The following is a 22,033-nucleotide window of genomic DNA, read 5'->3' on the forward strand; positions in this document are numbered from 1 at the left end:
TCCGCGCGCGCTACGGTGGAGCGGCCGGACCGTCGCTCCAGTAGCTTCAGTGGCTCGAGTGGCTTCGGACGTCGGCAGCTGCGGTCGTATCGGCAGCGCGAGCACGAGGGTGGGGGCACGACAGCACCATGGTTCAGGGCACGGTCCAGGTGACGCACGGCGGATCCTCGCGGTGGCGGCGCCGCTCCGGTGAATATCCGACGCTGGCCGCCGCGCTCGCCGTCGCGGGCGACGGGGACGTGCTGTCCATCGCCCCGGGCACCTACCGGGAGAACCTGGTGGTGCAGCACGCGGTCACCCTGCGCGGGCCCGAGGGCGGCCTCGGCTCGGTGCGGATCGCCCCCCTCGACGGGGTGGCACTGACCGTCCGCGCCTCGGCGGTGATCCAGGACCTGCACCTGGAGGGCCAGGACCGGGCGACCCCGGCGCTGCTGGTCGAGGACGGCTCCCCCGAGCTGACCGACCTGCGCGTGAGCACCTGGTCGGCGGCCGGCATCGAGGTGCGCGGCGCCGGGGCCCGGCCCGTGGTGCGGCGGTGCACCGTGGAGAACCCGGCCGGAGTCGGCATCGCCGTACTGGACGGCGGCGGCGGGGTGTTCGAGGAGTGCGAGGTCCTGTCCTCCGGACAGACCGGTGTCGCCGTGCGCGGCGGCGGCCGGCCCCGGCTGGAGCGCTGCCGGATCCACCACGCCACGGGCGCGGGCATCACCGTCACCGGCGAGGGCTCGGGGCTGGAGGCGCTGGGCTGCGAGGTGTACGAGGTGAAGGGCACGGGCGTGCAGATCGCCGCGCGGGCCGCGGCCCGGCTCACCGACTGCTCGGTGCACCGCACCTCCACCGACGGGGTGACCCTCGACACGGACGCGGTGCTCACCCTGTCCGGCTGCGACATCCACGACATCCCGGAGAACGCCGTCGACCTGCGGTCCCGTTCGGTGCTCACCCTCGGCCGGACCACGGTGCGCCGCTTCGGGCGCAACGGCCTGTCCGTGTGGGACCCGGGCACCCGGGTCGACGCCGAGTCCTGCGAGATCCACGACAGCACGGGCGACTACCCGGCGGTGTGGGTCAGCGACGGGGCGACCGCCTCCCTGGACTCCTGCCGGGTGCACGACGTGCCGGACGCGCTGTTCGTCCTGGACCGGGGCTCGCGCGTGCAGGTGACCGACAGCGACCTCTCCCAGGTGCGCAACACGGCCGTGTCGGTGAGCGACGGGGCGACGGCCGAGCTCGACGACTGCCGGATCCGCGAGGCGGCGACGGGCGCCTGGTTCCGCGACCACGGCAGCGGCGGCACCCTCGCCGGATGCACCATCGACGCCGTGCAGACCGGCGTGATCGTCACCAAGGGGGCCGACCCCTCCCTGGAGCGGTGCACGGTCACCTCCCCGGCGGAGGCGGGCTTCTACGTGTCGGCCGGCGGCCGGGGCACTTTCACCTCCTGCCGGGTGTCGGGCAGTTCGGGCTTCGGCTTCCACGTCATCGACGGCTGCCGCACCACCCTGACGCGCTGCCACACCGAGCGCTGCGCCCGGGGCGGCTACGAGTTCGCCGAGGAGGGCCCGCTGGCCGAGGAGTGCACGGCCGACGAGTCCGGCACCCGGCCGTCGGGCCGCAGCGTCCCGGGCGGCCCGACGGCCGGGGTGCGGGCGGGGGCGCGTACGGTCGCCGCCGTGCAGCAGCCGGCGGCGGAGCCCGCGCAGGCGTCCGTACCGCGGCCGTCGGACGGCGCGCCGGCGGAGCAGGCCGCCGCGGGCCCGCCGCCCGGGTCGCGGGGCTCCGGGGAGGTCCTGGGCCAGCTCGACGCGCTGGTCGGGCTGGAGAGCGTCAAACGCGAGGTGCGGGCGCTGACCGACATGATCGAGGTGGGCCGGCGCCGGCAGCGGGCGGGGCTGAAGGCCGCCTCGGTGCGCCGGCACCTGGTCTTCACCGGCTCCCCCGGCACCGGCAAGACCACGGTCGCCCGGCTGTACGGGGAGATCCTGGCCTCCCTCGGGGTCCTGGAACGCGGGCACCTGGTCGAGGTGTCCCGGGTGGACCTGGTCGGCGAGCACATCGGATCCACCGCGATCCGCACGCAGGAGGCCTTCGAACGGGCGCGCGGCGGGGTGCTGTTCATCGACGAGGCGTACGCGCTGGCGCCGGAGGACTCGGGCCGCGACTTCGGGCGCGAGGCCATCGACACGCTCGTGAAGCTGATGGAGGACCACCGGGACGCGGTGGTGGTGATCGTCGCCGGGTACACGGCGGAGATGGAGCGCTTCCTGTCCGTGAACCCGGGGGTGGCCTCGCGGTTCTCCCGGACCATCGCCTTCGGCGACTACGGTCCCGGCGAGCTGCTGCGGATCGTGCAACAGCAGGCCGAGGAGCACGAGTACCACCTCGCCGAGGGCACCGCGGCGGCCCTGCTCACGTACTTCGCGGAGCTTCCCAAGGGGCCGGCCTTCGGCAACGGCCGCACCGCGCGCCAGACCTTCGAGTCGATGGTGGAACGGCACGCGGGGCGGGTGGCCCAGTTGCCGGAGCCGAGCACGGACGACCTCACCCTGCTGTTCCCGGCGGACCTCCCGGCGCTCGCGGCTCCTTGCTGAGCCCGGCCGGCCCGGTGGCGGTGGTGCCCGGGGGCCCGGTGGCCGTGTCTGCGGACCCGGTGCCGGTGCCGGCGGACCCGTCGGCCGGCCGCTGACCCGGTACGCCGGTGCGTGCGGCGGTGTCCAGCAGGGCGAGCAGGGCGTCGCGTTCGGCGGCGAACGCGGGGTCGGCCTGGTAGTCGGCGTGGCCGAGGATCGGGGCGGGCAGCGGGTACAGGGCGCTGCGCCCGTAGGCGATCGGGTCGGGCAGCGGCCCCCGGTCCACGGCCGACAGGGCCGTGCCGTGCGGGCCGGGGAGCGCGGGGCCGCCGATGGGGTCGGTGGCCCGCCACAGGTTGCGCCAGCAGTCGAGCTCCTGGTGGAGGGCCGCGAGCGGGCCGGGGCCGAAGTAGGCGGGGAACCAGCGGCCGTAGAGCCGGGCGAGCGGTGAGCCGTAGGTGAGCAGGGCGACCCGGCGTCGGACGGGCGGCGGCAGCTGCCAGACGGCCGCTGCGGCCAGCACGCTGCCCTGGGAGTGCCCGGAGATCACCAGCCGGCCGCCGGTGCGTTCGGTCCAGCCCGCCATCCGCCAGGTCAGGTCGGGCACGGCGCGCTCGGCGTAGCAGGGCGGGGCGAAGGGGTGGGCGGCCCGCGGCCAGAAGGTGCCGACGTCCCAGAGGATCCCTATGGTCCGCCGGGCGGCGGGGTCGCGGTAGGCGCGGCGGCCCCAGGCGACGAAGAGGACGAATCCGAAGCCCACGAGCCAGGACCCGGCGTCCTGGGCGGCACGGGCGGCGGTCTCCAGCACGGGCAGGGTCCCGCGGGCGGCCTCGCCGGGCACCTCGCCACTGAGCCAGGCCCCGGCCAGGGCGCCCGCGCCGAGCACCAGCGTCACCCCGGAGACGGCGGCGACGAACCAGGGCGCGGAGTCGGTGAGGGCGGCGGCGGTCCGCGCGCCCGCGATGCGGCGGCTGCGGTCGCGGTCCGGGGTCTCCCCCGGGTACTCGTCCGCCACGGACTCGGCGAGCCTGCGCCGGGCCCGGCCGCCGCGCACGGTGAACCAGGCGGCGAGCAGGGCGAGGACGAGGAGCAGCGGCGGGAGCACGGCGGCCTGCCAGGACAGCAGGACCGGCGGTCCGGGCAGCGGCGCGCCCGGCGTGCCGGGGGTGGCCGCGCCGTCAAGCCAGTCGGCGACGCGCTGGGCGACGCCGCCGGACATCACTCCTCCGAGGGCGCAGCCGAGCATGGCGACGGCGGGCCCGCCGAGACCGCCCAGGGCGACCGACCGGTCGGGGGCGCGGCGCTGCAGGGAACGGGCGACTCCGGCGAGGGCGAGTACGCACAGCCCCTGGCCGAGCATGAGCACGCCGAAGGCGAAGTCCCCGGGCAGCCGTCCCGTGGAGGTCCAGCCGGGGCGGGACCAGCAGGCGTAGAGCAGGACGGCGGCGAGCAGGGCGAGGGAGGAGGCGGGCAGGAGGGTCAGTGCGGCCCGGTCGAGCCGGTGGTCGGGGCGGTCCTCGCTCCGGCCGCGGCGGCAGACGACCCAGGCCACGGCGAGCGCGGCGGCGGCGAGCAGGGCCTGGAGGCTCCAGCCGAGGGCTTCCAGGGCGGGGGCGTCCGCCCGCCGGTCGTGGCGGACGGTGGGCACGGCGACGGCCACCGCCACGGTGAGCAGTCCGGCGGCGGTGTGCGCGGCGCGCAGCCGGGCCACGATGCGGCGCCCGTACCAGAATCCGGGTCGGCCGAGCGCGGGTGCGGTGTCCGAGGCGATGTCCGGGTCGGCCGTGCCGGCGGGCGGGGGCTGGGACTCGTAGGCGCTCCAGGTGCGGTCGGCCAGGTACCACAGCAGGCAGGTGAGCGCGGCGGGGACCAGGGCCCCGAGGGCGAGGCGGCGCCCGGGCTGGGCCCACCAGCCGGCTCCGGGCGCGAGGAAGCCGAGCCAGGAGTGGGATCCGGTGCAGGTGGCCGAGCCGGCGCACTGCCAGGCGACGAGGTCGAGGGAGACCTCGCAGGCGGCGGCGATGAGCAGCACCGTCAGGGAGAGGGCGACGACCCGTACGAGGACGCCGTACGTGCGCACGGTGCGGGGGGCGGGGTCGGTGGCGGACTGGGCGGGGCGGGCCCAGTGGGCGAGGTTGACCACCATGAAGGGCAGGAGCAGCAGCCACAGGGCGCGGGCCCCGTTGCCGGAGGTGAGCCGGGACCAGCAGTAGGCCTCGGGGACGGGCCGGCCGGCGTACCGCTCGGGGTGGGCCTCGGCGTCGGCGTCGTCGGCGCGGCGGAAGACGGCGGCGGTGGAGTCGCCGGTGATGCGGACGGTGCGGGGGTCGCCGAGCAGGTCGGCGGGGGCGGCGCCGGCGACGCCGTGGACGAGGAGTTCGAGGGCGAGGGGCGGGTCGGTCGGGGGGTGGTCCGGCACGGGGACCTCCGCTCACGGGGGGCGGGACGCTCGCGCTCCAGCATCCCGCGCGAGGAGGGCGCTGCCCAGGCCCCGTTCGAGGGAATCCGCCGGGTATGTCCGTGGGGCGGTGGGGAGTTCCTGTGAATCGGCGTGACCGGACGGGGCAGGGCTGCGGACGGGGCGGGCGCGGATGGCTAGGGTGACGCGGACGCAGGTCCCGTTCTTCGGCCCCAGGAGGTACTGCCATGGCTCGCCGACTCCGCCCGGTGGGGCTCGACTTCGTCGGGGACGCACCGGTCCGGCTGGTGTTCACGACCACGGCCGCGGCCCCGCCGGAGGCGGTGTACCGGGCGCTGGCCGAGGAGGTGGAGGGCTGGCCGGAGTGGTTCGGGGCGGTGACCCTGGCCCGGCCCACGCACGGCGGCGCGGGCCGGGAGGTACGGCTGGCCGGTGGCGTCCGCTTCGCGGAGACGATCATGGCGGCGGATCCGGAGCGGCGCTACGCCTACCGGGTCGACACCACCAACGCGCCCGGTGTGCGGGCCCTGTTGGAGGAGTGGCTGCTCACCCCGTCGGGCTCCGGCACGCAGGTGCGGTGGACCTTTGCCGCGGACGGCAGCGCCCCGTTCCGGCTGGGGCTGACGGCGGCCCGCCCGGGGCTGGGCCACTCCTTCCGCCGCGCGGTCCGCGCCCTGGACTCCCGCCTCGCCCGGACGCACGGCACGGCGTAGGCCCGGGCGGGCGTCGCGGCTCAGGCCCGGGTGGGTCTGGCGGCTCAGGCGGCCGGTTCGCGCCAGACGCCGGTCGTCAGCAGGGTGTCGAGGGTCTGCGTGTACGGGGCGATGTCGAGCCCCTGGGCCGCCAGCCACTCGTCGGAGTAGTACTTGTCCAGGTAGCGGTCGCCCGGGTCGCACAGCAGGGTGACCACGCTGCCCGTGCGGCCGGCCTCCACCATCTCCGAGACGATCTTCAGGGCGCTCCACAGGCCGGTGCCGGTCGAGCCGCCCGCCTTGCGCCCTATGGCCGTCTCCAGCGCGCGGCAGGCGGCGACGGACGCCGCGTCCGGGACCTTCATCATCCGGTCGATGGCGCCCGGCACGAAGCTCGGCTCCATGCGCGGCCGCCCGATGCCCTCGATGCGTGAGCCGCAGTCGCTGCTCGCGTCCGGGTCGTTGTTCGTCCAGCCCTCGAAGAAGCAGGAGTTCTCCGGGTCGGGGACGCAGATGCGGGTGTCGTGCTGCATGTAGTGCACGTAGCGGGCGATGGTCGCCGAGGTGCCGCCGGTGCCGGCCGTCGCCACGATCCAGGCGGGCTCGGGGAAGCGTTCCAGCCTGAGCTGCTGGTACATCGACTCCGCGATGTTGTTGTTGCCGCGCCAGTCGGTGGCCCGCTCCGCGTAGGTGAACTGGTCCATGTAGTGACCGCCGGTGCGCGCGGCGAGGTCCGCGGACTCCTCGTACATCTTCATCGGGTCGTCCACGAAATGGCATTCGCCGCCGTGGAATTCGATGAGGCGGCACTTCTCCGGGCTGGTCGTGCGCGGCATCACCGCGATGAACGGGACACCGATCAGCTTGGCGAAGTACGCCTCGGAGACGGCCGTGGAACCGGACGAGGCCTCGATGACCGGACGGCCCGGACGGACCCAGCCGTTGCAGAGGGCGTAGAGGAACAGCGAGCGCGCGAGGCGGTGCTTGAGAGAGCCCGTCGGGTGCGTGGACTCGTCCTTCAGGTAGAGGTCGATGCCCCATGCCTCGGGAAGCGGGAAGCGCAGCAGGTGGGTGTCCGCGGAGCGGTTCGCGTCGGCCTGGACCTTGCGGACGGCCTCTTTCAGCCAGGCACGGTACTCGGCGTCGCTGCGGTCGACGTCGACGGTGGTCGCGGTCCGGCCGGTGGTGGTGCCGGTACCGCTCGGGCCGGTCGTGCGGGTGGTGCCGGTGGTACTCATGCGCCGCGCTCCTTCATGGATGTAATTCGCCCCCTCCTTTCGCAATGTACCTCTCTCACCTGCACAAACAGTCACTTTGGGTTTCCATGCGGATCGCTTTCGATCGCGTTCGGTTGCACTGCGCGGGACCGTGGGTGACCCTGGTGGAGCATTACCGAGGGTGCAGCACCCGTAACACTCATGTCGGGGAGTCGCAGCCGTGATCAGTCATTCCCGCAGGCACTGCGTCGTCGAACTGCAGGCCTTGCCGTCGCGGATCGGCCAAATCCGCAGGATCGTCTCGGCCCAGCTGCGCCACTGGCAGCTCGATCCCCTCATCGACCGGGCTGCGCTCGGCGTGACGGAACTGCTCAGCAATGTCCACCGACATGCGCAGCCCGACAAGACCTGCGTGGTCGAGATCGAACTCCGCCTCGGTCGCCTGACCGTATCGGTCATCGACAGCGATCCGCGGCTCCCCGTGCTGCGAACGGCACCGGTGGGGGCGATGGAGACCGGCGGGCGCGGCCTCGCGCTCGTCGCGGCGCTCAGCGAGTCCTGGGGCGTGCGGCAGCAGGCCGACGGGCGCGGCAAAGCCGTCTGGTTCTCGCTCACGGCGGCCCCCGCCCCCGTGCCGCAGCCCGAACCGGCCCGGATCGTCACCACGCCCGTACGGGAACCCGCGCGCACGCTGCTCGTCGGCGCCGACCCCGGCTCCGGCCCCGGCTCCGCTCCCGTTCCGGCGGGACTGCCGGACGCCCTGCCCGCGGGGCTGCCCGCCGGAGAGCCCGCGGGGGTTCCGGGTGCCGTTCCGGCCGGCGTCCCCGCGGGGGTTCCGGCGGGGATTCCCGCGGGGCTGCCGTCGACGGCACCGGCCGCCGGACTCCGTCCCGGCTGAGGCACGGGCCGGGCAGCGCCGGTATCACGGCTGGGGCGGCCGAGGTGAGCGCGGCGGCACCGTCACGGCCGGCGGGGCTTTCGCCTGCTCAGGCCAGCGCGCCCAGCGGATCGTCCAGCACCGGCTGCCAGGCCAGCTCGGCCGCGCCCACCAGGCTGTTGTGGTCCAGGGTGCAGGGCAGGATGGGCACCCCTCCGCTGCGGCCCCACAGGCTCCGGTCCGCGACCACGGCCCGCAGTCGTTCCGGGTCGGCGTGCAACAGCTCCCGGTGCAGGCCGCCCAGGATGATCCGGTCCGGGTTCAGGATGTTCACCAGGCCCGCGAGGCCGAGGCCGAGGCGGTCGATCAGCTCCTCCGTGGCTGCCCGTACCGCCGGCTCCCCCGGCTCGTCGCGCAGCAGGTCGCGGGCCTGCTGGAGCAGCGAGACCTCCGGGCCCGGGCTGCGGCCCGCCGCGGTGAGGAAGGCCAGCGGGTCCGCCTCCACGTCCAGGCAGCCGCGTCCGCCGCAGTGGCAGGCCCGCCCCTCCGGGTTCACCGTGAGATGGCCGACCTCCAGCGCCAGGCCCGAACTGCCGCTGTGCAGACGGCCGTCCAGGACCAGCGCGCCGCCCACACCGCGGTGCCCGGTCGCCACGCACAGCAGGTGCTGGGCGCTGCGCCCGGCGCCGTGGCGGTGCTCGGCCAGGGCCGCGAGGTTGACGTCGTTGCCGGTCAGTGCCGGACCGTCGATCCCGGCGGCCTTCACGCATTCCGCGAAGATCTCCCGTACGGGCGATCCGGCCGGCCAGGCCAGGTGCAGCGGGTTGAGCGCCGTACCGTCCGGTTCCGCGACGGCCGACGGCACCGCGAGCCCGGCGCCGACGCAGCGGCGGCCGCTCCGCGCGAGCAGCACCGCGCCCGCGTCGACGACCGCGCCGAGGACCTGCGCCGGGTCTGCGGAGACGGTGACCTTGCCCGGCGCGGTGGCCACGATCCGGCCGCCGAGGCCGACCAGGGCCGCCCGGAAGCCGTCCGAGTGGACCTGGGCCGCCAGCGCCACCGGGCCGTCCTCGGCGACGGAGAGGCGGTGCGAGGGGCGCCCCTGGGCACCGCCCGTGCCGCCGGCCCCGCCGGGCCGGGAGTCGACCCGGATCAGCCCGAGCGCCTCCAGCTCGGCGGCGACGGCCCCGGCGGTGGCCCGGGTGACGCCGAGCTCGGCGGTCAGGACGGCACGGGTGGGGGCCCGGCCGGTGTGGACGAGCTCCAGCGCCGGCCCGAGCGCGCCACGGCCCCGTTCCAGCCGGGTCCGCGCGCCCGTACCGGACACGGATGGCGTGGTCGCATCCCCCACCCGCGGCGGGGCCCCGTTGCCGTTCATGGCAACGATCCTCGCATGATCGGGGGTGCCGTTTCGCCGCCCCTCAGTGCAGCCCGCCCACCCGGAGGGTGATGTTGAGCCGCCCGGTCAGCCCCAGCTCGGGCGGGCCCGTCCCCGGCAGGACCTTCGGCACCCCGTGATAGGCCTGCCGGCTCGGGCCGCCGAAGACGAAGAGGTCCCCGCTGCGCAGCTCGACGTCCTGGTACGGGCGGCCGCGCGAGTCCGGGTTGCCGAAGCGGAAGACGCAGCTGTCGCCGAGGCTGAGCGAGACCACGGGGGCCTGCGACCGCTCCTCCGCGTCCCGGTGCATCCCCATGCGCGCGTCGCCGTCGTAGAAGTTGATCAGCGCGATGTCGTAGGCCTCGCCGGGCGCCGGAGGTTCCCCGTACGCGGCGGCCACCGCCTCCCTCCCCAGCTCCACGAGGCGCCCGGGCATCGGCTTGACCGGTGCGCCGTCGCCGTCCACGGCGGTGCGGGCGTAACCGTACGGGTACCAGTGCAGGCCCAGGCACACCTGCCGGGCGCTAATCACCCCGCCACCGGGGGTGCGCACGGTCCGCAGGCCCGCAGGCGGGCGCGCCCAGGCGCGGCACGCGGCCAGCAGCTCCGCCTGCCGGGCGGGCCCGAGCCAGTCGGGGACGTGCACGGCGCCGGGGGCGATCACGGTCCGCTCGCGCGGGAAGAGTTCCCCGTCCATCCCCCCATTGTCGGGCCGGGCGGGTAAGACTCCCGGTATGGAGACCACCGAGTACGTGAAGACGATCGCGCGCGAGGGCGAGCTGCTCGCGGACGTGGCCGAGCGGGCCGGGACGGACGCGCCGGTCCCGTCCTGCCCCGGCTGGCGCGTCACCGATCTGCTGCGCCACACCGGCTCGGTGCACCGGTGGGCGGCCGCGTACGTCGCGGAGGGGCGGCTGGAACCGGTCGCCTTCCCCGACCCTCCGGAGCTGGTGGGCGCGGAGCTGCTGGCGTGGTTCCGCGAGGGCCACGCGGACCTGGTGCGCGTCCTGACCGAGGCCCCGGCCGACGTCCAGTGCTGGACCTTCCTGCCGACCGCCCCGGCCTCGCCCCTGGAGTTCTGGGCCCGCCGCCAGGCGCACGAGACAGCGGTGCACCGGCTGGACGCGGAGGCGGCGCACGGAGTGCTGTTCTCGGCGCTGGACCCGGCCTTCGCGGAGGACGGGGTGGACGAGCTGCTGACCGGCTTCCACGCCCGGCCGCGCAGCCGGGTGCGCACCGCGGAGCCGCGGGTCCTGCGGGTGCGGGCCGCGGACACCGGCGCGGTCTGGACCGTCCACCTGTCGGCGGCGCCGGCCCGCACCGTGCAGGGCGACACGGGGGAACCGGCCGACTGCGAGGTGACGGACGAGGCGGCCTGGCTGTACGCGGCCCTGTGGAACCGCCTGCCGCTGGCGGGCCCGGGCGTGACGGGCGACCTGGCGGTGGCCCGGCTGTGGGAGGAGACGGCCGGAATCTGACCGGGCGGCGGCGCCGTGCGGGGCGGGGCCGCGGAGGGCCGGGCCGGCCGGAACTCGCATGACGACATCCGATCATGCGCCTAGGGTGACGGGATGTCGCTGAGCCACGTGATCCTGTCGTGCGGTCGTTCGATCGAGCTCACCCATCTGTCCATGTCCTCGACCTACGGAGGACTGCTGGAGGGCTACCCGTTCAAGCGCCTCAACGACATGAAGGTCGGCGCGCTGCGACGGGAGGCCGAACGCGAGTTCCCCACGGCGCCGGTCCACCTGGTCCCGCCGGTCCGCGCGTACCCGGACCACACGGGCGCCTTCGGACCCGCCGAGACGCTGCCCGCGGTGGCCTGCGTCGGAATGTTCCGGTCGACGACGGTCGACCCCGCACTCGACCCGGTGCTGCACCACTCGGTCCTCGCGGTGGCCTGGTTCCAGTCCACCGCGACCGTCCCCTCGGGCGAGGACGCGGACCCCGCACTGCGCGACCTGTCATGGCCCGAACTGGCCCGCAACCAGGAACTCTGAAACCGCCGGGCCCCGGCGAGCCGTACCGGAGGCCCTGTCTGCTCTGCTGGCCCTCGGGTCGCCGGGGCGGGCGCCGGGAACCCGGTACGGCGGGCCATGGACGCCTGGCATCATGGCTCACATGATCATGTGTCGAAAGGCCGATGCCGCGTAGACGGCCGCGCGCACTGCGCGCCGAACAACCGGCCTCCCGCGTCTGGGGGCCGACCCCACCGTTCCGGATCCATGGACTCTCCGCCGGCGCGAGCCTGGCCATTCTGCTCGTGCACCGGGTGCTCCCTCGACGACGTCAGACCTGCGCGCGACATGCCGGAGGAGGTGCTGGAGCGGCTGCCGGACCGAGCCCGTGGCGAGCTGGGCCGGCTCGTGAAGCCCATGGACGCGGTGTTCCAGCGCCGTACTCTGCCGGACCCGTTCGCGGACCGGCGCCCGTGGCGGACAGAGTTCTGGTGGTACCGCCGCCTGGTCGAGAGGTCGGAGTGGGGGTGACCGCCTTCAGCCGCTGGTGGCGGAGAAGTGCTGGTAGTCCGGGTTGCTCCAGCGGCCGCCCCAGTACCAGCCGACGTCGCGGAACGCCTTCACGACCGGACCACCGTCCTTGATCATTCCGGGGCGGGACGCGGTACGGCGGAGGTACTCCCGACCCGCCGGCGGATGCACCACGCCACGGACGTCGACGTACGGGTTCTCCAGGGGGTTGATGTCGACGGCGTCGCCGTACGCGTGCCGCGACAGCTTGCCGGAGTCGCCCACCACCTGGCGGCAGTTGAAGGCGGAGGTGTTGTCGTCGGCCATGGCCTTGAGGTCGTCGCCACCGTACTCGGCCATGACGCGCATCCGCCGGATCGGGAAGCGGGCGTCGAAGGCCCGGCCGAAGACGTGCAGCAGGGGTTCCACGGCGTCACGGTGGGCTATCAGCTCACCGCGGTGGAGGCGGCCGTCGAAGCCCCAGTGGTTCATCCGGATCAGCCGGAGCCGGTCGGGGGGTACGGGGCATCCGGGCCGGTGACTGGCGCCGAGCTTCCCGGCGGGCACGTCCACGACCTCCGCCGCCAGCGCGGGCGCCCGCGCGAGCGGCATCGCCGCCGGCGGCGGCGCCTGCTGCGCGGTGCACGACAGCGTGCCCACGCACAGGGTGAGGGCTGCGGCCAGTGAGACGGGCGTATGGCGCACGCTTCACGGTACGTCCGGCCGCGCGACGAGCGAGCTCCAAACTCGCCCGTTCGGGTGAATTCCTGCCGGTGGGGGCAGGCCGCACGGAAGCGGCCCGGTCCTCGGGAGGTGCGTCGGCGGAATGCGGGCCACCATGGCAGGAGGCCGGTGCAGAACACGTCGCACCCCGGCCGGGAGGCGGACCGTGGACCTCGACGAATCACAGCGGTCATGGGCCACGATCACCGTCGTCGTGGTGGTCATCCTCGCGAACCTCACGGCGATCGTCCTGATGAACACCCTGGGACGGTGACGGTGACGGTGACGGTGACGGTGACGGTGACAGGTGTCGTGGGGCGCGGCGCGCCGGGCGCTCAGCCCAGGGTGGCCGCGTAGCGGGTCTGGGCGGCGTACTTCCAGCCGGGCCCCTTGTTCCAGGGGTTGGGCATCACCGTGTCGGTGGCGTAGGCGTAACCGGCGCCCCGGTCGAACGCCGTGCGCAGGGTGGCGCGCATGGCCGCGTCGTCGGGAACGTCGTGCACCAGGTGCCAGAAGGCCGTTCCGCTGGGGTCGAGTTCGGTGCCTGAGCGGTAGCCGGTGAGGTGGTCGAAGACGTTCCCGCCGAGCCAGCCGGCACCCGTGTAGGCGGCGTAGGTGTCCTCGTACGTGACGAACACGTCCGCGGTGCGCCGGCCGGGGTCCAGATAGCAGTCTGCGATGGCGGTGCCGGGGTTGTTGACGACGAGGTCCGGCACGGTGGGGTCGGCCGCGTCCATGGCTTCCTGGACGTAGCGGCGCAGCTCGGCGTAGTGGTCGCGGGTGGCGTTGTCCGGTCCGCAGTCGCGGCTGACGACGTCGAAGAAGATCCCGTCGACGTGGAGACGGCCGTCGGGGGTCTTGAGGTAGTTGTCGACGGAGGCCTTCACTGCGGCGGCGGGGCGGTTGCCGTGGTCGGTGTGGACGTAACCGAGCACCCGGGTCCGCTCGCCGGTGGACGTGGTACGGGCGCGCAGCGCGTCGGCGCGGGCCCGCCAGGCGGAGTCGAAGGGGGCGTCGCCGTTGCCGGGGTTCAGCACGACGACCGAGGGGGCCGGGGAGGTGGCGGTGAGGTCGGACAGCATCCGGTCGTTCGTGTGGACGTACGCGGGGACGCCGATGTCCAGGCCCCGTACGCCCGGCAGCCGGGGGGTGGGCGTCGGGGCGGGCTCCCGGGCGGGGTCGGAACCGGGCTGCGGCGCCCCGCTCCCGGTGGCGGGGGCGGACACGTGGCGGGCGGGAGCGGGCGCGGTGACGGACGGAGCCGGGGCGGCCAGGAGGACGGTGGCCAGAACGGCGAACAGGGCCTTCACGGCGCGAGGCATGAAACGTTTCCTCCGACGGAGGCGGGGGTGGGGTCCCGAGGAACACTAGACGCGCACCCCGTGGTTCAAGGCTGAACCTCCCGGATTGGTGCGAGGAACAGACGATCGAACCATCGCCTCATCATGTGAACCTCGACCGAACCCCGGCCGAACCCCGGCCGAACCCCGGCGGCCCGCCCCTCCTCATGCGGTGGGCAGCCCGACCGCGTACGCCAGTTGACCGGCAGTGTGCGCGAAGAAGGCGGCACGGTCCTCGACGACCCGGTGGAACTGTCCGAACAGCTCGAAGGAGACCATCCCCGCCAACTGCGCCCAGGCGGCGACCAGTGCGGCCGTGACCTCGGGCGGCAGGCCCGCGGCGAAGTCGGCGGTCATCCGGTCAGCTTCGGGGCGGAGCCCGGCGGGCAGCGGCGGCAGGGCGAGGCCGCGGCCCTCGTGGGCGGCGCGCAGGATCCCGATCAGGACCTCGGCCACCCGGGAGGCCGGTCCGACGGTGTCGGCGGGCGCGCTGTAACCGGGGACCGGGGAACCGTAGACCAGGGCGTACTCGTGCGGGTGTTCCAGGGCCCAGGCGCGGAAGGCCTCGCAGACCGCGATCCAGCGGGCCCGGGGCGGGGCACCGTCGGCGAGGGCACGGGCGTCGGCCGCCTCGGCGGCGGCGCCGACGCTGTCGTAGGCGTCGATGATGAGAGCGGTCAGGAGCTCGTCCCGGCTGGGGAAGTAGCGGTAGACGGCGGACGAGACCATGCCCAGTTCTCGGGCGACGGCGCGGAGGGAGAGCTTGGCGGCGCCCTCGGCCGCCAGGGCCCGGCGGGCCTCGTCCTTGATGGCTGCGGTGACCTCGATGCGGGCCCGTTCCCTGGCCCCTCGCACGGTGTTCATGCGGGTCAGTGTGCCATGGGCGCGGAGCAGTGCCCATGAATCGGATTACCGCTCCGAAGCGAGAGCACTGCTCTTGTTTTGGTGCACCGATCCGTGCACACTGGTCTCAGACGGTGATCTCAGTTGGGAGCACCGCTCTCCGCACGCTTGCCCCAGGCTGCCCCGACCGCCCGCAGACCCGCCCCGGAGGTCCTCGTGAACGCGCCCGCCCCGTACTACGCCCAGGCCGGTCCGCTGGTCCAGCGCTTCAACGCGCTCCTCGGCAGGCTGGCCCGCCACGGCATCAGCCTGGCCGGCAGCGCCGAACTCTCGGTCCGGGGCCGCACCTCCGGAACGATGCAGCGCATCCCGGTCAATCCGCACGCGTACGAGGGCGCCGAGTACCTCGTGTCGGCGCGCGGCCACTCCCAGTGGGTCCGCAACATGCGGGTCGCGGGCGGCGGCGAGCTGCGTGTCGGCCGCAGGGTCCGGATCTTCACCGCCACCGAGATCACCGACCCGGGTCTGAAGGCCGCGATCCTGCGGACGTACCTGGAGAAGTGGGGCTGGGAGGTGGACCGGTTCTTCCGCGGTGTCGGCGCGAAGTCCTCCGACGCGGACATCCTCGCGATCGTCGGCGACCACCCGGTCTTCCGCATCACACCGTCCGACTGACCCTCCGCACGGCTCACCGCCCCAGCCCTCGCCCTCTGACCGCGTCGTACCGTTCGCCGACCCTGAGCCCGGCGGATGAGCCGTCGGCGCCATGCACGGGTGAGGATGGCGGGCATGGTCAGTGAACCCCTGCAGATCCCCATCGATCAGCTTCGCCGCGCCCTGGACGTCGCGCTGCGGCACGTCGAAGCGTCGGCCGGGCCCACCGTGTCGCTCGGCGAGGACCTGTTCTGGTCCGTCCCGGCCGACGAGCTCCACGACATGGGCAGCGAACCCCGCTCCCTCACCGTCGGACAGCTCTCCGAGTCGTGGCAGCACCTGGAGGATCTGCTCGCCGACCAGGACCGAGCCGTGGGCCACCACTTGGTGTGGCTCGCCGACGTGCTCCGGGCGATCGGCCGGGACGTCCCCTGACGGGGCCGCCGGGACCGCGACCGGAGCCGCGTACGGGGCAATGTGGCCCACCGGGGCCCGGGTGCGCAGGGGCACGGTGCACGGGACGGACGGCCGCCGCCCGCCCCGTGCACCGTTCTCCCGGGCTCGTACACCGGCTAGCGGCTGCGCTCGCCGCCCCGGGACGCCGCCTGCCGGGCGTCGAGCGCGTGCAGCGCCTTGCGCGCCACCGCGTGCGAACGCACCAGATCGGCCAGGGTGGTCGAACCGCGCGTGATGCGCGCGAACGCCCGCCACGCGGGCCGGAAGCCCGTGATCGCGGCGTGCAGCAGTCGCGGCTTCGCCTCGAAGAGGGTCAGCATGCGCGTGCCGACACCCATCTCCACGCCCAGGCCGGCCTTGATCGCGAAGGCGTAGTTCAGGGCCTGTCGGCGGGCGTCCACCGCATCCTGCGCCTCGGAGATCTTCACCGCCCACTCCCCCGCGAGCCGCCCCGAGCGCAGCGCGAAGGAGATACCCTCCCGGGTCCACGGCTCCAGCAGCCCCGCCGCGTCGCCCGCGACCAGCACCCGCCCGCGCGAGAGCGGCGAATCGGGCTTGCGGCAGCGCGTCAGGTGCCCCGAGGAGACGGCCGGTTCGAAGCCGGAGAGGCCGAGCCGTGCGATGAAGTCGTCCAGGTACCGCTTGGTGGCGGCGCCCTCCCCCTTGGCCGAGATCACCCCGACCGTCAGGGTGTCGCCCTTGGGGAACACCCAGCCGTAACTGCCGGGCAGCGGACCCCAGTCGATCAGGACCCGCCCCTTCCAGTCCTCCGCCACCGTCGCGGGGACGGGGATCTCGGCCTCCAGGCCGAGGTCCACCTGGTCCATCTCGACGCCGACGTGCGCGCCGATCCGGCTCGCGCTGCCGTCCGCCCCGACGACCGCACGTGCCAGGACGGTCTCGCCGTCGGCCAGTACGACGGCCACGGTCCGCCGGTCGGGCACGGCCGCGCCGTGCTGCTCCACGCGGGACACCGCGGTGCCGGTACGGACGGTGGCGCCCGCCTTCTCCGCCTCGGCGACCAGGCCCGCGTCGAACTCGGGCCGGTTGATGAGCCCGAACAGCATGTGCTTCGAGCGGCGGGTGCGGGTCAGCCTGCCGTCCATGGAGAAGGTGACCGCGTGGATGCGGTCCTTCAGCGGGAGCACGAAGCCCGGGGGCAGTGCGTCGCGCGAAGGGCCGATGATGCCGCCGCCGCAGGTCTTGTACCGGGGCAGTTCGGCCTTCTCCAGCAGGAGGACGCGCCGCCCCGCCTTCGCCGCGGCGTATGCGGCCGAGGACCCGGCGGGGCCGGCCCCGACCACGACCACGTCCCACACCTCGCCGGTCCCCCCGGCGTCCGCTGCGCCGGCATGCTCCTCACCGGCGTCGGCGTCCGCGCCGTCGAGGTGCTCCTCACCGGCGTCCTCGGCTCCGGGCGCACGCCCGGCCCGCCCCACGCCCGCGTCCACGTTCCCGTCCGCGCCCGCGTCTACCTCGGCGCCGGCCTCCGTGCCTGCGTCTGCACCCGCGTCCGCACCTGCGTCACCTGCGTCGCGTACGTCGTCGTCGCTGCTCACGATGTGTTGCTGCTCCTGATCACCCGGTTGCTCCGATGCCGGGGAAATCCTACGGTGAGACACCGCCCCACCCCGCTGTGCGAGGATCGGACTGTCTTTCGCCGTACCCGGCATACGCACATCCCGCGGCTGCGCGGGCGGCGTACACGGAGAACAACGTCGCACCCAAAAGGAGCGTGCCCATGTCCCAGAATCCGATCGCGGAAACCGTCGCCTCGCTGATGCCCCGCGCCAAGCAGGAGCTCGCCGAGCTGGTGGCCTTCCAGTCGGTTGCGGACTGGGCCCAGTTCCCCCGGAGCGAGAGCGAGGCGGCGGCCGCCTGGGTCGCAGACGCCCTGCGCGTCGAGGGCTTCCAGGACGTCGAGCTGCTCGACACCCCGGACGGCACGCAGTCCGTGTACGGCTTCCTGCCCGGCCCCGCGGGTGCGCCGACCGTCCTCCTCTACGCGCACTACGACGTCCAGCCGCCGCTGGACGACGCCGCCTGGATCTCCCCGGCGTTCGAGCTCACCGAGCGGGACGGCCGCTGGTACGGGCGCGGCGCGGCCGACTGCAAGGGCGGCTTCATCATGCACCTGCTGGCGCTGCGCGCGCTGAAGGCCAACGGCGGTGTGCCGGTGAGCGTCAAGGTCATCGTCGAGGGCTCGGAGGAGCAGGGCACCGGCGGCCTCCAGCAGTACGCCGAGGCGCACCCGGAGCTGCTGACCGCCGACACGATCGTCATCGGCGACGCCGGCAACTTCCGGCTCGGCCTGCCGACGGTGACGGCCACCCTGCGCGGCATGTGCCTGGTGAAGGTGAAGATCGACACCCTCGGCGGCAACCTGCACTCGGGCATGTTCGGGGGTGCCGCCCCGGACGCGCTGGCCGCCCTGATCCGGGTCCTCGACTCGCTGCGCGCGCAGGACGGTTCCACGACCGTCGACGGGCTCGCCTCGGACGAGGTGTGGGAGGGACTGCAGTACCCGGAGGCCGACTTCCGGGCCGACGCGAAGGTCCTGGACGGCGTCGAGCTGATCGGCGAGGGCACGATCGCCGACCGGCTGTGGGCCCGTCCGGCCGTCACCGTGCTCGGCATCGACTGCCCGCCGGTCGTCGGTGCGACGCCCTCGGTCCACGCGAGCGCCGGCGCGCTGATCAGCCTGCGCGTCCCGCCGGGCGTGGACACCGCCGAGGCCATCAAGCTGCTCCAGGCCCACCTGGAGGCGCACACCCCGTGGAAGGCGCGGCTCGAACTCGAAGTCGTGGGCCAGGGCCAGCCGTTCCAGGCGGACACCGACAGCCCGGCGTACGCGTCGATGCGCGCCGCCCTGGAAACCGCCTACCCCGGGCAGGAGATGCAGATCAGCGGCATGGGCGGCTCGATCCCCCTGTGCAACACGCTGACGTCGCTCTACCCGCAGGCCGAGATGCTGCTGATCGGGCTCAGCGAGCCGGAGGCGCAGATCCACGCCGTCAACGAGAGCGTGTCGCCGCAGGAGCTGGAACGCCTGTCGGTGGCGGAGGCCCTCTTCCTCGTCAACTACGCGGAGTCCAAGCGCGGCTGACCCGGCAGGTCCGTGTACGCCCGGGGGCGGTGCGCCCCGGGCGTACTGCGCCCACGGTGAAGTCGCGTGCGCGGCGCGGGGAGCGGTCCGTACGTTCGCCGTATGGATCTCGTCGAAGTGCTCCCGAACCGGCTCCACATGCTCCGCTTCCCGATCGGCCAGGCCTACCTCTGGCAGGACGGCGAAGCCCTCACTCTCATCGACGCGGGCAACGCCACGTCCGCCGCGGAGATCGAGGAGTGCATACGCTCCCTCGGGCTGCTGCCCGAACGGCTGGAGCGGATCGTCCTCACCCACTGCCATCGCGACCACGTCGGCGCGGCCGGTGAACTCGCGGCCCGCCGGGGAGCCCGGGTGCTCGCGCACCGGCTGGACGCACCGGTCGTCCGCGGGGAGCAGCCCGTACCGGAACCGGTCTGCTGGACTGGGAGATCCCCCTGTACGAGCACGGGCTGACCGTGCCCGAGGCGCCGCCGACCCCGGTCGACCGCGAGCTGGAGGACGGGGACCCGCTGGACTTCGGCGACGGGGCCTACGCCGTCCACGCCCCCGGCCACACCCCGGGCAGCATCGCGGTCCACCTCCCGCGCCACGGCGTGCTCTTCACGGGGGACTGCGTGGCGGCCGTCGGCCCGGTGATGCCGGGCGTCTTCAACGTCGACCGGGACCTGGCGGTCGCGACTTTCCACCGGCTGGCCGCGCTGGCCCCGGAGGTCGCCTGCTTCGGCCACGGCGACCCGCTGACGGTGGACACGGCGCGGACCCTGGCGGAGGCGGCGGCGCAGACGCCTCGGGCGCGCCCGCGAAGCAGCAGCGGGCGGAGGGTACTTCACACACCCGGAGCGAGCAGCCCCGTACGGCCGGACGGCGCAGGTGGACGACGGGCAGCAGGCCGACGGTGGCGGGCAGCGTGCGGCACACGAACGACGGCTGCCCGCGTGACGGCGACGGGGCAGCCCGCTCCCCTGCCTGTGCCCGCCACCCGCGTGCCGCCCGCCACCGCCCACGGTCACCAGCCGCACCGCCCGCATCAGCCACACCCGCCGGATCAGCCGGTCGGGACGCCGGCCTCCAGGTAGAGCGGCCGGCCGCGCTCGCGGGCCCGCAGGGCCCACCGCAGGCGCTCCAGGCGGTGCTGCGGCAGGAGTGCGGCGGCCTCCGTCTCCGTGACGAAGCGCCAGGCCCGCAGCTCCGGGCCGGGCAGCCGGAGCCGGGCCGTCGCCTCCGGCGTCAGCCGTCCGCCGTCGAAGAGGAGCCGCAACCCTCCGTACCCGGGCGGCTGCGGCGGCTCCCAGTCGACCACGAGGAGCCCGGGGGCGTCGTCCAGGACGAGGCCCAGTTCCTCGGCGACCTCCCGTACGCCCGCGGCGGCCGGGGCCTCGCCCGCCTCGACCACCCCTCCGGGGAACTCCCAGCCCGCCTTGTAGGTCGGGTCCACCAGGAGCACCCTGTCCCGGTCGTCGAAGAGCAGCACCCCGGCCGCCACGGTCTCCCGCGTCGGCTCCGGGGTCTGCACGATGTCGCAGACGGCGGCGGTCTCGGAGCGGACGGCCTCGGCGATCCGCTCGGCCGTCTCGCGCACGGTGAGGGCACCGTTGTCGATGACGTGCGCGTCCGCGGTGAGCCAGCCGAGGGCCTGCCGGTAGGCGGGGATGTGGTCGTAGGCCCACTGGCGGACGCGCCGTTCCACTTCCTCCGGTTCCCCGGGCTCGCGGCGGTGGGCGATCCGCTCCCGCAGGATCGTTTCCGCAGGCGCCAGCAGCACGTGCCGCACCGGAATCCGCCGCGCCGCCAGTCCCCCGAAGATCTCGTCGCGGTACTCCTGGCGCAGCAGTGTCATCGGCACCACGAGCACCCCGCCCAGCTCGGCGAGCATCGCCGCCGCGGTGTCCACCACCAGTCGGCGCCAGCTCGGCAGGTCCTGGTAGTCGTCGACCTCCGCCAGCCGCTTGGGCGGCAGCAGCACCCGCAGGGCGTCACCGATGAACTCGGGGTCGAACAGGGTGCTGTCCGGAAGGATTCCGGTCAGCTCGCGGGCCGTGCTGGTCTTCCCGGCGCTGAAGGTGCCGTTGATCCAGACAATCACGTCTACCCCTCTCCCATGGCTCGTCCCGAGCCTCCAGTGGCCTGCCCGCCCCACCCTGCCACGGAAACCTCACTCTCGGCCGAGTGCTTATGCTCGAGGTCACAAGCCCCGCAGAGCCCCGGAGGATTCGACGCCGTGCCCCACAACCGCCGCCCGTCCGAGCCCCGCTACGGCAACCGGCCGACCATGAAGGACGTGGCGGCCCGGGCGGGCGTCGGCCTGAAGACGGTGTCCCGGGTGGTCAACGGCGAGCCGGGCGTCACCCCCGAGACGGAGAACCGGGTCCGGGCGGCCATCGAGGCACTGGGGTTCCGCCGCAACGACAGCGCCCGCGTGCTGCGCAAGGGCCGGACGGCCACGGTCGGTCTGGTGCTGGAGGACCTCGCCGATCCGTTCTACGGACCGCTGAACCGGGCCGTCGAGGAGGTGGCCCGCGCGCACGGGGCACTCCTGATCAACGGCTCCAGCGCCGAGGACCCCGACCGGGAGCGGGAGTTGGCGCTCGCCCTGTGCGCCCGGCGGGTGGACGGACTCATCGTCATCCCCGCCGGGACCGACCACCGCTACCTGGAGCCGGAGATGAGGGCCGGCGTCGCCACGGTGTTCGTGGACCGGCCGGCCGGGCGGATCGACGCCGACGCGGTGCTGTCGGACAGCTTCGGCGGCGCCCGCGAGGGCGTCGCGCACCTGATCGCGGGCGGTCACCGGCGGATCGGTTTCATCGGGGACCACCCGCGCATCCACACGGCGACGGAGCGCCTGCGCGGCTACCGCGCGGCGATGGCCGCGGCCGGCCTGCCGGTGGCCGGGGAGTGGGTCTCTCTCGGCTCCACCGACCCCGGCCGGGTGGTCTCGGCGACGCGGGCGATGCTGGCGGGTCCTGAGCCGGTGACGGCCCTGTTCGCCGGAAACAACCGCGTGACCGTCACGGTGGTACGGCTCCTCGCGGCCCGGGAGCGCCCGGTGGCGCTGGTCGGCTTCGACGACTTCGAGCTCGCCGATCTGCTGCGCCCGGGCGTGACGGTGGTCGCGCAGGACCCGGCGGCCATGGGCCGGGTGGCCACGGACCTCCTGTTCCAGCGCCTCGGCGGCGCGGGCCTGCCCCCCACCCGCGTCGAACTCCCCACCCGCCTGATCCCCCGCGGCTCCGGCGAAATCCCGCCCGCGCCCTGAACGGCCACGGGCCCGTCCGCGCACGTTCCGG

General features: G+C 74.4%; 18 protein-coding genes and 2 pseudogenes. 11 read left to right on the top strand and 9 right to left on the bottom strand.

Going from position 1 to position 22,033, the window contains the following annotated elements:
* The first annotated feature begins 128 nt into the window (after nt 1–128).
* Nucleotides 129–2,591 (top strand): right-handed parallel beta-helix repeat-containing protein, encoded by a 2,463-nt coding sequence (locus ACPU2J_RS04290; RefSeq protein WP_423832793.1) that lies wholly within the window; start codon nt 129–131, stop codon nt 2,589–2,591.
* On the opposite strand, the gene ACPU2J_RS04295 is transcribed toward ACPU2J_RS04290, so the two are convergent.
* Nucleotides 2,542–4,989, bottom strand: coding sequence for a hypothetical protein (locus ACPU2J_RS04295; protein ID WP_420081665.1), 2,448 nt, complete (start codon nt 4,987–4,989; stop codon nt 2,542–2,544). The two genes, ACPU2J_RS04290 and ACPU2J_RS04295, sit on opposite strands and share 50 nt — an antisense overlap.
* Nucleotides 4,990–5,216: 227 nt before the next feature.
* Between ACPU2J_RS04295 and ACPU2J_RS04300 the strand changes: the two genes are divergently transcribed.
* Nucleotides 5,217–5,702 carry an SRPBCC family protein gene (locus tag ACPU2J_RS04300; protein ID WP_423832794.1) on the top strand — a complete coding sequence of 162 codons (486 nt, stop codon included), beginning with the start codon at nt 5,217–5,219 and terminating at the stop codon, nt 5,700–5,702.
* 44 nt (nt 5,703–5,746) lie between these two features.
* Here ACPU2J_RS04300 and ACPU2J_RS04305 read toward each other — a convergent pair whose 3' ends face one another.
* On the bottom strand, nt 5,747–6,919 hold the full coding sequence (locus ACPU2J_RS04305; protein WP_365073402.1) for a PLP-dependent cysteine synthase family protein: 1,173 nt from the start codon (nt 6,917–6,919) through the stop codon (nt 5,747–5,749).
* 199 nt (nt 6,920–7,118) lie between these two features.
* On the opposite strand from ACPU2J_RS04305, the pseudogene ACPU2J_RS04310 reads away from it, so the two are divergent.
* Nucleotides 7,119–7,691: pseudogene (locus ACPU2J_RS04310) on the top strand (ATP-binding protein); the annotation flags it as partial.
* 193 nt (nt 7,692–7,884) lie between these two features.
* Here ACPU2J_RS04310 and ACPU2J_RS04315 read toward each other — a convergent pair.
* Together ACPU2J_RS04315 and ACPU2J_RS04320 are read right to left on the bottom strand one after the other, a co-directional pair.
* Nucleotides 7,885–9,153: an ROK family protein gene (locus ACPU2J_RS04315; protein WP_420081663.1), complete on the bottom strand. Its 1,269-nt coding sequence runs from the start codon at nt 9,151–9,153 to the stop codon at nt 7,885–7,887.
* Nucleotides 9,154–9,196: 43 nt separating this feature from the next.
* A complete protein-coding gene (locus tag ACPU2J_RS04320) occupies nt 9,197–9,850 on the bottom strand; it encodes an alpha-ketoglutarate-dependent dioxygenase AlkB family protein (protein WP_423832795.1) in 654 nt (217 codons plus the stop codon).
* A 37-nt stretch (nt 9,851–9,887) separates the two neighbouring features.
* Between ACPU2J_RS04320 and ACPU2J_RS04325 the strand changes: the two genes are divergently transcribed.
* From ACPU2J_RS04325 to ACPU2J_RS04335, 3 genes are all read left to right on the top strand, one after another.
* The gene (locus tag ACPU2J_RS04325) at nt 9,888–10,631 is read left to right on the top strand and encodes a maleylpyruvate isomerase family mycothiol-dependent enzyme (RefSeq protein ID WP_365073411.1); all 744 of its coding nucleotides are present in this window, start codon (nt 9,888–9,890) and stop codon (nt 10,629–10,631) included.
* A 93-nt stretch (nt 10,632–10,724) separates the two neighbouring features.
* Entirely contained in the window at nt 10,725–11,153 is a 429-nt protein-coding gene (locus tag ACPU2J_RS04330; RefSeq protein ID WP_423832796.1) for a hypothetical protein, read from the top strand.
* Between the two features lie 306 nt (nt 11,154–11,459).
* Entirely contained in the window at nt 11,460–11,642 is a 183-nt protein-coding gene (locus ACPU2J_RS04335; RefSeq protein WP_420081660.1) for a hypothetical protein, read from the top strand.
* Nucleotides 11,643–11,648: 6 nt separating this feature from the next.
* Here the strand turns inward: ACPU2J_RS04335 and ACPU2J_RS04340 are convergent, their stop codons facing one another.
* The 3 genes from ACPU2J_RS04340 to ACPU2J_RS04350 form a co-directional block, all read right to left on the bottom strand.
* On the bottom strand, nt 11,649–12,326 hold the full coding sequence (locus tag ACPU2J_RS04340; RefSeq protein ID WP_423832797.1) for a M15 family metallopeptidase: 678 nt from the start codon (nt 12,324–12,326) through the stop codon (nt 11,649–11,651).
* A 353-nt stretch (nt 12,327–12,679) separates the two neighbouring features.
* Complete coding sequence (locus tag ACPU2J_RS04345) at nt 12,680–13,666, bottom strand: spherulation-specific family 4 protein (protein ID WP_423832798.1); 987 nt, start codon at nt 13,664–13,666, stop codon at nt 12,680–12,682.
* A gap of 183 nt (nt 13,667–13,849) precedes the next feature.
* Nucleotides 13,850–14,548: a TetR/AcrR family transcriptional regulator gene (locus tag ACPU2J_RS04350; RefSeq protein ID WP_420081657.1), complete on the bottom strand. Its 699-nt coding sequence runs from the start codon at nt 14,546–14,548 to the stop codon at nt 13,850–13,852.
* 195 nt (nt 14,549–14,743) lie between these two features.
* Between ACPU2J_RS04350 and ACPU2J_RS04355 the strand changes: the two genes are divergently transcribed.
* Together ACPU2J_RS04355 and ACPU2J_RS04360 are read left to right on the top strand one after the other, a co-directional pair.
* Nucleotides 14,744–15,202, top strand: coding sequence for a nitroreductase/quinone reductase family protein (locus ACPU2J_RS04355; RefSeq protein ID WP_423832799.1), 459 nt, complete (start codon nt 14,744–14,746; stop codon nt 15,200–15,202).
* Nucleotides 15,203–15,316: 114 nt separating this feature from the next.
* Nucleotides 15,317–15,616, top strand: coding sequence for a hypothetical protein (locus tag ACPU2J_RS04360; protein ID WP_420081655.1), 300 nt, complete (start codon nt 15,317–15,319; stop codon nt 15,614–15,616).
* 137 nt (nt 15,617–15,753) lie between these two features.
* On the opposite strand, the gene ACPU2J_RS04365 is transcribed toward ACPU2J_RS04360, so the two are convergent.
* Nucleotides 15,754–16,956, bottom strand: coding sequence for a geranylgeranyl reductase family protein (locus ACPU2J_RS04365; RefSeq protein ID WP_365073891.1), 1,203 nt, complete (start codon nt 16,954–16,956; stop codon nt 15,754–15,756).
* A 422-nt stretch (nt 16,957–17,378) separates the two neighbouring features.
* Between ACPU2J_RS04365 and ACPU2J_RS04370 the strand changes: the two genes are divergently transcribed.
* Both ACPU2J_RS04370 and ACPU2J_RS04375 read left to right on the top strand, forming a co-directional pair.
* A complete protein-coding gene (locus ACPU2J_RS04370; protein WP_361599650.1) occupies nt 17,379–18,743 on the top strand; it encodes a dipeptidase in 1,365 nt (454 codons plus the stop codon).
* 102 nt (nt 18,744–18,845) lie between these two features.
* A pseudogene (locus tag ACPU2J_RS04375) lies at nt 18,846–19,522 on the top strand (MBL fold metallo-hydrolase); the annotation flags it as partial.
* A 269-nt stretch (nt 19,523–19,791) separates the two neighbouring features.
* Here ACPU2J_RS04375 and ACPU2J_RS04380 read toward each other — a convergent pair.
* The gene (locus ACPU2J_RS04380; RefSeq protein ID WP_420081653.1) at nt 19,792–20,829 is read right to left on the bottom strand and encodes an NUDIX hydrolase; all 1,038 of its coding nucleotides are present in this window, start codon (nt 20,827–20,829) and stop codon (nt 19,792–19,794) included.
* Between the two features lie 186 nt (nt 20,830–21,015).
* On the opposite strand from ACPU2J_RS04380, the gene ACPU2J_RS04385 reads away from it, so the two are divergent.
* On the top strand, nt 21,016–22,002 hold the full coding sequence (locus ACPU2J_RS04385) for a LacI family DNA-binding transcriptional regulator (RefSeq protein WP_423834928.1): 987 nt from the start codon (nt 21,016–21,018) through the stop codon (nt 22,000–22,002).
* Nucleotides 22,003–22,033 lie beyond the last annotated feature (31 nt).

Source organism: Streptomyces manipurensis (assembly GCF_049570255.1).
Classification (GTDB): Bacteria; Actinomycetota; Actinomycetes; order Streptomycetales; family Streptomycetaceae; genus Streptomyces; species Streptomyces manipurensis.

Coding starts and splice junctions, on each gene's coding strand:
- ACPU2J_RS04290 (WP_423832793.1), top strand. CDS start 129: ATGGTTCAGGGCACGGTCCAGGTGACGCACGGCGGATCCTCGCGGTGG.
- ACPU2J_RS04300 (WP_423832794.1), top strand. CDS start 5,217: ATGGCTCGCCGACTCCGCCCGGTGGGGCTCGACTTCGTCGGGGACGCA.
- ACPU2J_RS04305 (WP_365073402.1), bottom strand. CDS start 6,919: ATGAGTACCACCGGCACCACCCGCACGACCGGCCCGAGCGGTACCGGC.
- ACPU2J_RS04315 (WP_420081663.1), bottom strand. CDS start 9,153: ATGAACGGCAACGGGGCCCCGCCGCGGGTGGGGGATGCGACCACGCCA.
- ACPU2J_RS04320 (WP_423832795.1), bottom strand. CDS start 9,850: ATGGACGGGGAACTCTTCCCGCGCGAGCGGACCGTGATCGCCCCCGGC.
- ACPU2J_RS04325 (WP_365073411.1), top strand. CDS start 9,888: ATGGAGACCACCGAGTACGTGAAGACGATCGCGCGCGAGGGCGAGCTG.
- ACPU2J_RS04330 (WP_423832796.1), top strand. CDS start 10,725: ATGTCGCTGAGCCACGTGATCCTGTCGTGCGGTCGTTCGATCGAGCTC.
- ACPU2J_RS04335 (WP_420081660.1), top strand. CDS start 11,460: ATGCCGGAGGAGGTGCTGGAGCGGCTGCCGGACCGAGCCCGTGGCGAG.
- ACPU2J_RS04345 (WP_423832798.1), bottom strand. CDS start 13,666: ATGCCTCGCGCCGTGAAGGCCCTGTTCGCCGTTCTGGCCACCGTCCTC.
- ACPU2J_RS04350 (WP_420081657.1), bottom strand. CDS start 14,548: ATGAACACCGTGCGAGGGGCCAGGGAACGGGCCCGCATCGAGGTCACC.
- ACPU2J_RS04360 (WP_420081655.1), top strand. CDS start 15,317: ATGGTCAGTGAACCCCTGCAGATCCCCATCGATCAGCTTCGCCGCGCC.
- ACPU2J_RS04370 (WP_361599650.1), top strand. CDS start 17,379: ATGTCCCAGAATCCGATCGCGGAAACCGTCGCCTCGCTGATGCCCCGC.
- ACPU2J_RS04385 (WP_423834928.1), top strand. CDS start 21,016: ATGAAGGACGTGGCGGCCCGGGCGGGCGTCGGCCTGAAGACGGTGTCC.